At 46.7% G+C, this 12,363-nt stretch carries 12 protein-coding genes; 10 read left to right on the plus strand and 2 right to left on the minus strand.

All coding sequences use genetic code 11. The annotated features are described in order from the left end of the window. Window positions 1–51: 51 nt before the first annotated feature. Window positions 52–912 (minus strand): Hsp33 family molecular chaperone HslO, encoded by an 861-nt coding sequence (gene hslO, locus K0625_RS15690; RefSeq protein WP_220110551.1) that lies wholly within the window; start codon window positions 910–912, stop codon window positions 52–54. Between the two features lie 143 nt (window positions 913–1,055). Then, window positions 1,056–1,454, minus strand: coding sequence for a ribosome-associated heat shock protein Hsp15 (hslR, locus tag K0625_RS15695; protein WP_220110552.1), 399 nt, complete (start codon window positions 1,452–1,454; stop codon window positions 1,056–1,058). A 257-nt stretch (window positions 1,455–1,711) separates the two neighbouring features. Here hslR and gspC point away from each other — a divergent pair, with 257 nt between their 5' ends. The 10 genes from gspC to gspL all read left to right on the plus strand — a co-directional run bounded on the left by gspC (window position 1,712) and on the right by gspL (window position 12,362). Next, entirely contained in the window at window positions 1,712–2,617 is a 906-nt protein-coding gene (gene gspC / locus K0625_RS15700) for a type II secretion system protein GspC (RefSeq protein ID WP_220110553.1), read from the plus strand. A gap of 156 nt (window positions 2,618–2,773) precedes the next feature. After that, a complete protein-coding gene (gspD, locus tag K0625_RS15705; RefSeq protein ID WP_220110554.1) occupies window positions 2,774–4,912 on the plus strand; it encodes a type II secretion system secretin GspD in 2,139 nt (712 codons plus the stop codon). Further along, a complete protein-coding gene (gene gspE, locus K0625_RS15710) occupies window positions 4,905–6,473 on the plus strand; it encodes a type II secretion system ATPase GspE (protein ID WP_220110583.1) in 1,569 nt (522 codons plus the stop codon). The genes gspD and gspE overlap by 8 nt, the downstream gene beginning before the upstream one ends. Window positions 6,474–6,553: 80 nt before the next feature. Next, window positions 6,554–7,777, plus strand: a complete 1,224-nt coding sequence (gene gspF / locus K0625_RS15715) for a type II secretion system inner membrane protein GspF (RefSeq protein ID WP_065204543.1) — start codon at window positions 6,554–6,556, stop codon at window positions 7,775–7,777. 64 nt (window positions 7,778–7,841) lie between these two features. Then, window positions 7,842–8,276, plus strand: a complete 435-nt coding sequence (gene gspG / locus K0625_RS15720; protein WP_012327298.1) for a type II secretion system major pseudopilin GspG — start codon at window positions 7,842–7,844, stop codon at window positions 8,274–8,276. A 54-nt stretch (window positions 8,277–8,330) separates the two neighbouring features. Next, window positions 8,331–8,912, plus strand: a complete 582-nt coding sequence (gene gspH, locus K0625_RS15725; RefSeq protein ID WP_220110555.1) for a type II secretion system minor pseudopilin GspH — start codon at window positions 8,331–8,333, stop codon at window positions 8,910–8,912. After that, complete coding sequence (gene gspI / locus K0625_RS15730; protein WP_220110556.1) at window positions 8,893–9,312, plus strand: type II secretion system minor pseudopilin GspI; 420 nt, start codon at window positions 8,893–8,895, stop codon at window positions 9,310–9,312. The genes gspH and gspI overlap by 20 nt, the downstream gene beginning before the upstream one ends. Then, the gene (gspJ, locus tag K0625_RS15735; protein WP_220110557.1) at window positions 9,290–10,078 is read left to right on the plus strand and encodes a type II secretion system minor pseudopilin GspJ; all 789 of its coding nucleotides are present in this window, start codon (window positions 9,290–9,292) and stop codon (window positions 10,076–10,078) included. Before gspI ends, gspJ begins: the two co-directional genes overlap by 23 nt. Then, complete coding sequence (gene gspK / locus K0625_RS15740) at window positions 10,078–11,079, plus strand: type II secretion system minor pseudopilin GspK (protein ID WP_065204546.1); 1,002 nt, start codon at window positions 10,078–10,080, stop codon at window positions 11,077–11,079. The genes gspJ and gspK overlap by 1 nt, the downstream gene beginning before the upstream one ends. A gap of 89 nt (window positions 11,080–11,168) precedes the next feature. Further along, a complete protein-coding gene (gene gspL / locus K0625_RS15745) occupies window positions 11,169–12,362 on the plus strand; it encodes a type II secretion system protein GspL (protein ID WP_220110558.1) in 1,194 nt (397 codons plus the stop codon). The last annotated feature ends 1 nt before the right edge of the window (window position 12,363 follow it).

Raw genomic sequence — 12,363 nt, forward strand, 5'->3', positions numbered from 1 at the left:
CAGATAAAAAAATGCAGCTCATTGAGCTGCATTTTTATTAACTATTGAATGTTACTGCTTAGTCTCTGGCGCTTGTGTGTTGCTGAAGATAGCTGCCACATCAATAGAGTCGAAACTGTAGTTGGTGTTGCAGTACTCACAACCCATCTCAATCTTTCCCTGTTCGGCCAGAATAGACTCAATCTCCTCTCTTGAGACTGTGCGTATTGCCGATGCGCTACGCTCTCTAGAGCAGGTGCATGAGAAGGTGACTGCTACTGGTTCAAATAGACGAACCTCCTCTTGATGATACAAGCGGTGGAGAACCTCTTCAGCTTCTAGCTCAAACAGCTCCTCAGCTTTAACGGTTGCAGTCAGCTGCTCTAAGTGCTCAAACTCAGCGTTATGGTCGCCCTCTGTTGGCAGTACTTGTAGTAGCATTCCTGCAGCTTGTTTACCGTTGGCAAACAGAGTAATTGAGGTCGGAAGCTGCTCTGATTGAGCGAAATACTCCTCGAGACAACCCGCTAATGTGGGCTTATCTAGTGCAACGACACCTTGGTAACGCTCACCTTCGGTAGGAGTTAAGGTGATCACCATATGGCCTTTACCAAACAGTTGCTGCAGGTCGCCATCGCTGCTTGGTTCGCCTTTGAAGCGTGCTACACCACGAAGTTGTTGTAGGTTGTTGCCATTGATCACAGCCAGAGAGACTGGGCCGTCACCTTGTAGTTGAACGCTGATATCACCGTTAAACTTGAGTGTGGCGGTCAATAGTGAGGTCGCTGCAAGCAGCTGACCTAGCAGATTTTGGATTGGCGCAGGGTAATTATGAGCCGAGAGTACCTCTTGGTAACTCTGCTCAAGCTGCACCAACTCACCACGGACGTCGGCATTTTCAAACAGGTAGCGGTGTAAATTGTCTTTACTCATTTAGATCTCAATCTCACAATGTGATTCGGTATAAAACTATTTGGTATAACACTATTCGTATAGCGCGAGTCGGTTAACTTAATTGTTACCAGATATTGCTTAATATATGGCCTTTAATCGTGACTTCAATGGTGAGCTCGATATTAGCTCTCTTTGAAGCGGATTAGTTGCCGGCGCTGCTTTTTATCCGGCTTATGGTCAGGCGCAGGATTATTCAGTACATTCAATCGTCTGGCTTCGGCATAGGTTTCACGTTTCGCTACGCTTTCAGGTGTTTCTTGGTACAAAGTTTGTGCAATTGCCGCATTTTGTCTCTGTTCTGACAGCTTTTTTATGACAATCTCTTTTTCGTCATATCCCTGTCTTAACCTGATGACTGCATCCACTTCTGCAAGCTTGCTGGATTTAGCGCGTTGGCCATTGTAATGAACTTTACCACCATTAATCATCTCCTTCGCGATAGCACGAGTTTTATAGAAACGTGCGGCCCAAAGCCATTTATCTAGGCGAACAGAGGTAATTTCATCGGCAGACTTACTCATTGAGTCTCCATAGGGATATTAAAGATGGGTGAGCTCACAAGCTGGAGATTAAAATCGCTAATCATGCCGGCAATAACCTATTATAGCGATCGGCCTCACACCCTTTTATGGCGCGTAAAGTTAGCATATTTGGGCTCTTTTCGCCAATAAAGCTAATGTTGTGGGCTTGTTGCCGTTAACAGTGTAGGTTAGCATGAGTCAGTATTCGCTAAATTATCGTAATCAGAACAGAGGCCTGTATATAGGGTCCACATTATATGGATTTATTAGATAAAGTTATAAGCAAGGCTGCGGACATCCCGCATAAGCCTCTGAGCACAAGCGTTTTTTGGGTCGGTTTAATTATTGTACTCTACCTGTTTGCTCAAATTACATGGAAGTTAGTTCCTACCTCCGAGCCATCCACAAACTGGCGTCCTACCCCTGCAAGTGTCAGTGCGGGTAAGAGTGTCAGTGTGGCTCAACTGCAGGCACTGTCTCTGTTTGGCAAGGCCGACGAAGCCTCAAGTCAACCTAAAGTTGCACCTGTAGAGGAGCAGATCACCGATGCGCCTAAGACCTCACTGTCGATTCAATTGACGGGTGTTGTGGCTTCGACTGCCCAGCAAAAAGGCTTAGCAGTTATCGCATCGAGTGGCAGTCAAAATACCTATAGCTTAGGCGATAAGATTAAGGGAACCTCCGCTTCACTCAAAGAGGTGTACGCAGATCGCATCATAATAACTAACAGTGGTCGGTATGAAACCTTGATGTTAGACGGTCTTAAATATGAGACTAACGGTCAAGCTAACAAACAACTACAGCAAGCCAAGTCTGTGCGTAAGGTCGATCAGCGCCAAAACAAACAAGTTGCCCAAGATATCTTGGAGTCCAGAGATGAGCTCCTTGCGGATCCGAGCAAGCTGACAGATTACTTAGCTATCTCCCCAGTACAGAGGGAGGGTCAGCTTCAGGGTTACCGCTTAAATGCAGGAAAAGACAGAGATCTGTTTAAACAAGCGGGTTTTAGAGCTAATGATCTGGCAAAGTCGATCAATGGTTATGATCTTACTGAGATGACTCAGGCATTAGAGGTGATGGCGCAGTTGCCAGAGCTTACCGAGATATCTTTGATGGTGGAGCGTGACGGGCAGCTGGTCGAGATCATGTTCAGCCTCCCTTAGTACCTGTATAAGATCTGAAAAAGTTAACATAAGAAATAATAGAATTCGCCGCACGCCAACCTGGCCAAGTGCTCGTGAATAGGAGCAAACTTGCTTACCCTAGTTTATCGTCGGGGACGCATGTGGCAAACAGCTTAAGCTTTATGGGAAGTTAAAATGAATAAGAAGAATATTCGCAGGAAGTTAATCGCAAGTTTAGTGATGGGGGCATCCTTACTTGCTCCTCAACTTGCTTGGTCTGAGCAGTATGCGGCTAATTTCAAAGGGACTGATATTCAGGAGTTTATCAACATAGTTGGTAAAAATCTTAACAGGACTATCATTGTCGATCCTACTGTGCGCGGTAAAATCAACGTGCGTAGCTATGATCTGCTCAACGATGAGCAATATTATCAATTCTTCCTCAATGTACTTCAGGTTTATGGTTATGCCGTCGTCGAGATGGATAACAACATCATCAAGGTCATCAAAGATAAAGATGCAAAAACAGCCGCTATTCGTGTGGCCGATGATAAAACTCCCGGCTTAGGTGATGAGATGGTGACGCGAATTGTCGCTCTCTACAACACGGAAGCTAAGCAGCTTGCTCCGTTACTTCGTCAGCTTAATGATAATGCCGGTGGCGGTAACGTGGTTAACTACGATCCATCCAATGTTTTGATGATCTCTGGCCGTGCTGCCGTGGTGAATAAGCTAGTTGAGATTGTTCGCCGCGTCGATAAGCAAGGTGATACTGAAGTTCAGGTTGTGCCACTCGAATACGCCTCTGCAGGGGAGATAGTGCGCATTATCGATACCCTATATCGCTCTACTGGAAATAAGTCTCAGATGCCTGGTCAGGCACCAAAAGTGGTGGCCGATGAGCGCATGAATGCCGTCATCGTTAGTGGTGACGAGAAGAGCCGCCTACGTGTGGTCTCGTTAGTGAAAAAGCTCGATGCCGAGCAGGCCAGCACAGGTAACACTAAGGTTCGTTATCTCAGATACGCTAAAGCCGAAGATCTGGTTGAGGTGTTAACAGGTTTTGCTGAGAAGCTAGTCAACGATAAAGATGGCGGCGGTGGTCAAGCCGGTGGTAAGAAGCGTCGTAATGAGATCAACATTATGGCCCATGATGACACCAACGCTTTGGTGATCAGCGCGGAGCCAGATCAGATGCGTACCATCGAAAGTGTTGTTAATCAGCTTGATATTCGTCGTGCTCAGGTGTTGGTTGAAGCGATTATCGTTGAGGTGTCAGAGGGGGATGATGTTGGTTTTGGTGTCCAGTGGGCAACCGCAGCAGGTGGTGGTACTCAGTTTAATAACTTGGGCCCGACGATAGGCGAGATTGGTGCTGGTGTTTGGAATGCCAGAGATCAAAAAGCATCTCAAACCTGTAGTGGAGCAGGCGACAACCAAACCTGTACCGATAATCCAGATACTCCCGGTGATATAACCTTGCTGGCTCAAGCGTTAGGCAAGGTTAATGGTATGGCTTGGGGTGTGGCCATGGGTGACTTCGGTGCACTGATTCAAGCTGTCTCAAGCGATACCAAATCAAACGTATTAGCAACACCTTCAATCACGACTCTAGATAACCAAGAAGCGTCATTTATTGTTGGTGATGAAGTGCCTATTTTAACGGGCGCGCAAAACTCAAGTAACGGCAACAGTAATCCATTCCAAACCGTTGAGCGTAAAGAGGTGGGGGTTAAGCTGAAGGTTGTCCCCCAAATTAATGAAGGTACCTCAGTTAAGTTGACCATTGAGCAAGAGGTGTCAGGCATTAACGGTAAAACAGGTGTCGATGTGACCTTTGCAACGCGTCGTTTAACCACCACTGTGATGGCAGATTCGGGGCAGATCGTTGTGCTAGGTGGCTTGATTAATGAAGAGGTGCAGGAGAGTGTACAGAAGGTACCTTTCCTTGGTGATATCCCGATCATTGGCCATCTGTTTAAGTCCTCTTCAAGCGGTAAGAAAAAGAAAAACCTGATGGTGTTTATTAAGCCAACGATTATTCGTGATGGTATCACCATGGAAGGCATCGCTGGTCGTAAATATAACTATTTCAGAGCACTACAGATGGAGCAGCAGGAGCGTGGTATTAACCTAATGCCAAATAGCGAAGTGCCTGTTCTTGAAGAGTGGAATCAATCGGATTACCTTCCTCCTGAAGTAAACGATATTCTTGAGCGTTACAAAGAGGGCAAAGGTTTAGAGACCAAGATGCGTCAAACAGACTCTACCCTGAAATCTATCTCAGATAATAAAGAGAGCGATACTGCCAGCGAAGATAGTCATGATGAGTGAGACACAAGCAACACAAATTGATGAGCTAGCTCAAGTCAGTGATGAGCTTGGCTTAACCGCTGAGAGTGAAACCGATGAGGTGTTTCACTCTAACAGTAAGGAGCGTCTGCCATTTGCCTATGCCCACCGTTTCAAGGTGGTGCTCGATAAGCGTGATGATGCGCTGACCCTGTTTCACACTAGTGAATCTCCCGTTACAGCATTACTCGAAGCGAGACGTTACACAGGTCGTAACTTGCCTCTGGTTGAACTGGCTGCACCAGAATTTGAAGCCAAACTAACCATGGCTTATCAAGCTAACTCTTCTGAAGCTCAGCAGTTGATGGAAGATATTGGTAACGAGATGGATCTGTTTACACTGGCCGAAGAGCTACCTCAAACGGAAGATCTGTTAGAGGGTGATGACGACGCGCCGATCATTAAGTTGATCAACGCCCTGCTCTCTGAAGCGATCAAAGAGGAAGCATCGGATATCCATATTGAGACCTACGAGAAGCAGTTAGTGGTTCGCTTCCGTGTCGATGGTGTTTTGAAAGAGGTGCTTAAACCTAACCGTAAACTCTCATCGCTACTGGTTTCTCGTATCAAGGTGATGGCGCGTTTGGATATTGCAGAGAAGCGTGTCCCACAAGATGGCCGTATCTCATTGCGTATTGCTGGCCGAGCTGTGGATGTGCGTGTATCTACCATGCCATCTAGCCACGGTGAGCGTGTGGTACTGCGTCTACTGGATAAAAATGCTGGCAACCTAGATCTTGTTCAACTGGGTATGACTCACGATGTGCAGGTTCAATTTGAAGAGCTTATCCGTAAGCCTCATGGCATTATTTTGGTGACCGGTCCAACAGGTTCTGGTAAGAGTACCACCCTGTATGCGGGTTTAACTGAGCTTAACTCTAAAGATACCAATATTCTGACCGTAGAAGATCCTATCGAGTATGAACTTGAAGGGATAGGTCAGACTCAGGTTAACACTAAGGTTGATATGACCTTCGCTCGAGGATTGAGAGCGATTCTACGTCAAGATCCTGATGTGGTGATGATAGGTGAGATTCGAGATCTAGAGACGGCGCAAATTGCGGTTCAAGCATCATTAACTGGTCATATGGTGTTATCGACACTGCATACCAACACAGCAGCAGGTTCGATCACTCGACTGCAAGATATGGGAGTTGAGCCTTTCCTTGTCTCCTCGAGTTTGCTTGGGGTGCTAGCCCAACGTCTGATCCGTACCTTGTGTCCAGATTGTAAGTCTGAGCATATTCCGGATCAAAGTGAGCGCGACCTACTCGGTATGTCAGCTGACGATACTCGGGTTATCTATCGCGCCGAAGGGTGTAAGAACTGTGGCCATAATGGTTATCGTGGTCGTACCGGTATCCATGAGCTGTTAGTGGTCGATGATGATGTGCGTGAACTCATCCATACCGGACGAGGTGAACTTGCCATCGAGAAGCACATACGTAAGAGCACGCCGAGTATTCGACACGATGGTATGAGTAAGGTACTTGCAGGTAGAACGACCTTGGAAGAGGTGTTACGTGTTACCCGTGAGGAGTAACATGTTGGCTGTGAATATGGATTTTTCAGATAAACAAATTTGCACTCTTTTGCTGCTTTGTTCAGATTTGGAGATAGGCTATGCCAGCGTTTGAATATAAGGCATTAGATAATAAAGGAAAGCAGCAGAAAGGTGTGATGGAAGCCGATACGGCACGTCATGCCCGTGGTCAGTTAAGAGAACTGCGCCTGATGCCGCTGGAGATAGTGCCGGTTGTAGAGAAGGAAACCAAGGCGAAAACGGGTGGTAAAAGCCTGTTTCAGCGTGGGATCTCTGTTGCCGAGCTTGCTCTTATTACCCGCCAGATTGCTACTTTAGTGGCGGCAGGTTTACCTGTCGAAGAAGCGTTAAAAGCCGTCGGTCAGCAGTGTGAGAAAGATAGGCTCGCCAGCATGATTATGGCGGTTCGCTCCCGTGTCGTTGAGGGCTACAGCTTAGCCGACTCCATGGCCGAGTTTCCCCATATCTTTGACGATCTCTACCGCGCTATGGTGGCTTCAGGTGAAAAATCTGGCCATCTGGAAGTTGTACTTAATCGACTTGCCGATTACACCGAGCGTCGCCAACAGCTAAAGAGTAAGATGACTCAGGCGATGATCTACCCAGTGGTTCTCACTGTTGTCGCTATCAGTGTTATCGCTATCTTGCTTGCAGCGGTTGTGCCCCAGGTTGTCGGCCAATTTGAGCATATGGGACAGGAGCTTCCCTGGACAACCTTGCTGCTTATCGCCTCTTCAGATTTTATCAGGGACTATGGCATTATCATTTTAGGCGTTGCTTTTGCGCTGTTTGTACTCTTTAAGCGTATGCTCACTAAGCCTGAATTTAGGATGAAATACGATTCTTTGCTACTGACACTTCCTGTTATAGGTCGAGTGAGTAAGGGGTTAAATACGGCACGTTTTGCTCGTACTTTAAGTATCTTAACTGCCAGCTCTGTGCCTCTGCTCGATGCGATGCGCATCGCCAGTGAGGTCTTAGTCAATGTGAAAGTTCGAGCGGCAGTAGAGGAAGCAACTGCGCGAGTTCGAGAGGGAACCAGCTTAGGTGCTGCACTGACCAATACGAAACTTTTTCCACCTATGATGCTCTATATGATCACCTCGGGTGAGAAGAGTGGACAGCTAGAACATATGCTTGAGCGCGCCGCCGATAACCAAGATAGAGAGTTTGAGTCCAATGTGAATATCGCCTTGGGTGTTTTTGAGCCTCTATTAGTGGTGAGTATGGCCGCTGTGGTACTGTTTATCGTGCTGGCAATTCTGCAGCCAATCTTAGAGTTGAATAACATGATTAGTGGCTAGTCGCCCCTATATTTTCTGCATCATCTTTATGGTGTAGCCCAGTTTTATTAAGAGGACGTAGTTCATGCAAGCAAGAAAAAAACAGCAAGGTTTTACCCTACTCGAAGTGATGGTTGTGATCGTTATTTTGGGTATTCTGGCCTCTATGGTTGTACCTAACCTTATGGGCAATAAGGATAAAGCCGATATTCAAAAAGCTATCTCAGACATTGTGGCGCTAGAGAACTCTCTGGATATGTATAAGTTGGATAACAGCATCTATCCGACGACTGAGCAGGGGCTTGAAGCCTTGACTCAAAAGCCTACAGGTTCACCTGAGCCACGTAACTACCGCGAAGATGGCTATGTGAAGCGCCTACCACAAGATCCGTGGAGAAATGATTACCTGCTATTGAGCCCAGGTGAGAACGGTAAAATTGATATCTTCAGCGCAGGTCCTGATGGTCAGGCTGGCACTGAAGATGATATCGGAAACTGGAATCTACAGAACTTTCAGTAATCACTGAATCTCTGTTTATCCCGATCCTATGACGTCGCCTAGAGCCACAACTTGATGAGAAGTTTGCATCAAAAAGGCTTCACCTTAATGGAAGTGTTATTGGTCATTCTCTTAATGGGATTGGCCGCTTCTGCTGTGACCATGAGTATGAGTGGCGCCGATAAAAAACGTGAGCTGGAGAAAACGGCTCAGCAGTTTATGGCTGCGACTGAGATGGTGCTGGATGAGACCGTACTCAGTGGACACTTCATTGGCATAGTGATCGAAGATGATAGCTATAAGTATGTTGTCTATGACGAAGCCAAGTGGAAACCTCTGACACAAGACAGGATCTTAGGTGAGCGGGAGATGGAGCCCGGGGTAAGGATCGATCTGGTACTCGATGGTCTGCCCTTAGTGCAAGATGATGAAGAGCAAGATAGCTGGTTTGAGGAGCCTCTGATTGAAAAATCCGAGGAGGATAAGAAGAAGTTTCCTGAGCCACAGATCTTACTCTTTCCAAGTGGAGAGATGAGTGCTTTTGAACTGATGTTTGTCAGTGAAGATGAAACAGGCAAAGAGGTTGAGGCGTTAGTGGTTGGTGATGCATTGGGACGTATGACTCTGGGGAGAGACCATGGTTTCGCTGAGCACTAATATTCGTTCCTCTATAAGATCTTTTCGCTACAACAAAGCGAAAGGGATGACCCTGCTTGAGGTGATTGTGGCACTTGCTGTGTTTTCAATCGCTGCAGTTTCTATCACTAAAAGCTTAGGTGAGCAGATGGCCAATATGCCCATTTTAGAGCAGCGTACTTACGCTCAATGGGTTGCCGACAATGTGATGGTTGATGCTAGGTTGGAGCCGAAATTCCCCGATCTTGGTAAGAAAGATGGGCAAGCAGAATTAGCTGGTAAAGAGTGGTACTGGCGCAAAGAGGTGGTGAAGACCACAGACGATAAGTTTCGCATGATCCGAGTCAGTGTCAGTGACGATGAGCGTTATGAACGTATTGTCGCTCAGGTAAGTAGTTATGTGCTCAACCAAGATAAATAAAACGGCAGGTTTTACCCTGCTTGAGATGATCATCGCTATCGCGATCTTCTCTATGTTGGGCCTTGCTTCTAATGCCGTGCTACAAAATGTGATGCGTAATGATGAAGTGACCAAGGACTTCTCTAATAGGCTTAAGGCGATGCAGCAAGGGTTTGGCGCTTTAGAGCGAGATTTTGGTCAGATGGTGGCACGCTCTCCTCGTTTACTTGAGGGTGGCCGCGGAACAACGGTTTTTCAAACGGGTTCAGATATTTTAGATTCTGAATCAGAAGCCTTAGTGTTTTTTCGGATAGGTTGGCTTAACCCAGATGGGATCTTACCACGAGGAAGCATTCAGTCGGTTGCCTATGTGGTCAGTGAAAATAATCTTGAGCGTTGGTACTACCCCTATCCAGAACCTGAGTTTGGTAGCGATCCGATAAAAACCATAGTGATGCGTGATGTGATCTCGGTGGAATACTCCTTTTTTGTCGAAGACAAATGGGAGCGAAAAGTCGATGCAGCCAATTTACCTAAGGCTATCGCTATGGAGATTGAACTTGAGGGAGTAGGCAAGATCCAGCGTAAGTTTTTACTGCCAGTTGGAGCCAAAGCGGGTTCTGGCGATGACAATGGCAATAACAACGGCGGTGGTAGCAATAACGGCGGTAATAACAACGGCGGTAATAACAGCGGTGGTGGTAGCAATAACGGCGGCGGTAGTAATAACGGCGGTGGAAGCAGCGGCGGAGAAGATGAGAATGGCCGTGAAAAGGGGAATGGCTAATGGGTAAGCTACCCCGTAAGCAGCGGGGCGTCGCGCTGATTGTGGTGCTGCTTATTGTGGCTCTGGTGGCGGTTATCGCAACCAATATTAATAGCCGTAACCACCTCTCTATGCGCCGTACATTAAATTTGGCTCAATACGATCAAGCTTATTGGTATGCACTCTCAGCTGAAGAGTTGACCAAAAAGGTACTAAAGCAAGATCTGGAAGACGCTGAGGGCAGAGTGCACCGCCAACAATACTGGGCTCAAGCAGATGTTGTTTTTCCTGCTGAGCATGGTGAGATTGGCGGTAAGATCAGTGATATGCGCGCTTGTTTTAACTTAAACTCTCTGTCTATCGACACTAAAGGTCAGCTAGATGGCAATGGTCAGCCTAAATTACCACTGGCGGCGATTCAGTATCAGGGCTTATTAATGGCCTTAGGTATGGACGAGTTTTCAGCCGAGCGGTTGACCCATACCCTAAAAGATTATCTCGATGAGGATACGACCGCGAGTCCTTTCGGTGCTGAAGATGCCGAATATGAGTCTCGAAATGTCCCCTATCGTGCTGCAAATACCTTGATGAGTCACCGCAGTGAGTTAAGAGCGGTTATGGGGTATTCTCAGGACATCTACCTTAAATTATTGCCCTACATCTGCGTGATACCGGGTAACACACAGCAGTTGTTGAACGTGAATACGATTGAGGTAGAGCAAGCTGCACTGTTAGCTGGCATGTTTGATGACAAAATGTCGGTCAGTGAAGCGGAAAGTATTATTAACCAGCGTCCTGGCGATGGTTTTGAAAAAATTGAAGACTTTAAAGAGAACTCATCGGTTGCTGGATTATTAGCTGCTGATGCAGCGTTATCATCGAGCTTTGTGGTTGATAGTAAATATTTCCGCCTTGAAGCGGGAGCAAAGGTCGATACGGCTACGTTCCGTTTAGAGAGTATCATCAAGACAGACGGCTCGAGTTTCGAGATATTAACCCGACAGTTTGGTGGACAGAAATAGCATATTGCTGGTTGTATACTTTTTGAGTCACAGAATAAAAATAATGAGTTCTTATCGCCCTAGCGCCATAAGATAGGTGGAGAATGAATGTGAGTGAAAGATTATTTATTCGCTTAGGAACAAGTTCAGATCAAGCATGCTCTTGGTTGGTTTGGTCCGAGCAGGAGCAGGAGATCATCGCTTCAGGTGAGCTAAAAGATGCAAGTGCATTAAGTAGCTTAACCGAGCGTGCCGGTAACCGTCCTGTGGACGTGTTGGTGCCATCATCTGCGATCACATTGACCTCTGTGGAGTTGCCTGAAAAAGGGCAACGTCAAGCCATTCAAGCGCTTCCTTTTATGTTAGAGGAGTCACTAGCTGAAAACGTCGATGAGCTTCATTTTGTTCCCGGTCCACGTACCGATGGCGAGCTGAGTGTTGCCGTTGTTGCACATCAGCAGATGCAGGATTGGTTAAGCTGGTTACATGAGGCAGGGCTTAAAGTTAAGAATGTTGTGCCTGATTGCTTAGCTCTCCCCCTCGATGAGTGCCAGTGGGCAGCGATTAAATTTAACCAAGAGTATCTGGTTAGAACCGGTGAAGGTTCTGGCGTGAGTTTGACTCAAGACTGGTTAGATACGTTATTGCCTAGATTGTTACCAGAAGGGCAAGAGACACCAGTGACCGTTGCAGGACACAGTGAACTGGCCTTTGCTGGTGCAGACATCAAGCCTCAAGCCCTTGAACTGCCGATGTTAGTACTGGCTAAAGGGATACTTTCAGCTCCCCTAAATCTGTTATCTGGTGTTTATACCCCTAAGCGTGAATACGGTAAAAATTTACTACTTTGGCGTAATGTCGCCATTGTGATTGCTGTTGCCTTAGTACTTGGTTTGGTTAATAAAGGGCTCAATATTCATCAAATGAATACAGAGCAGGCGAGACTGAAAGCGGAAAGTGAAGCTATCTATAAGCGAGCGGTGCCGGGCAGTTCGAGAATTGTAAACCTGAGATCTCAGATGGAGAAACAGCTGAGAAGTATGCAGGGAGGCAGTGGTGGCAGTGAGTTTTTCACTATGCTTCAAGGCTTAGAGCCCGCCTTTACTCAAGTGCCAGAGCTAAAGCCTACTACCTTGCGTTTCGACAGTGTCCGCAATGAGCTGAGAATGCAGGTGATCGCTAAGAGTTATGCCCAGGTTGAGCAGTTTAAGACGATAGTGTCAGCCTCCTATCAGCTTGATTCAGGGGCAATGAACAGTGGTGAAGACTCAGTGACCAGCACTTTAACGCTGAGGAGCAAATAAG

This window comes from Shewanella nanhaiensis, assembly GCF_019457885.1.
GTDB lineage: Bacteria > Pseudomonadota > Gammaproteobacteria > Enterobacterales > Shewanellaceae > Shewanella > Shewanella nanhaiensis.

Bases quoted from the DNA above. Each gene is read 5' to 3' on its own strand.
- hslO (WP_220110551.1), bottom strand. From the start codon at position 912: ATGAGTAAAGACAATTTACACCGCTACCTGTTTGAAAATGCCGACGTC.
- gspG (WP_012327298.1), top strand. From the start codon at position 7,842: ATGCAAGCAAGAAAAAAACAGCAAGGTTTTACCCTACTCGAAGTGATG.
- gspF (WP_065204543.1), top strand. From the start codon at position 6,554: ATGCCAGCGTTTGAATATAAGGCATTAGATAATAAAGGAAAGCAGCAG.
- gspE (WP_220110583.1), top strand. From the start codon at position 4,905: ATGAGTGAGACACAAGCAACACAAATTGATGAGCTAGCTCAAGTCAGT.
- gspC (WP_220110553.1), top strand. From the start codon at position 1,712: ATGGATTTATTAGATAAAGTTATAAGCAAGGCTGCGGACATCCCGCAT.
- hslR (WP_220110552.1), bottom strand. From the start codon at position 1,454: ATGAGTAAGTCTGCCGATGAAATTACCTCTGTTCGCCTAGATAAATGG.
- gspK (WP_065204546.1), top strand. From the start codon at position 10,078: ATGGGTAAGCTACCCCGTAAGCAGCGGGGCGTCGCGCTGATTGTGGTG.
- gspD (WP_220110554.1), top strand. From the start codon at position 2,774: ATGAATAAGAAGAATATTCGCAGGAAGTTAATCGCAAGTTTAGTGATG.
- gspI (WP_220110556.1), top strand. From the start codon at position 8,893: ATGGTTTCGCTGAGCACTAATATTCGTTCCTCTATAAGATCTTTTCGC.
- gspH (WP_220110555.1), top strand. From the start codon at position 8,331: ATGAGAAGTTTGCATCAAAAAGGCTTCACCTTAATGGAAGTGTTATTG.
- gspJ (WP_220110557.1), top strand. From the start codon at position 9,290: ATGTGCTCAACCAAGATAAATAAAACGGCAGGTTTTACCCTGCTTGAG.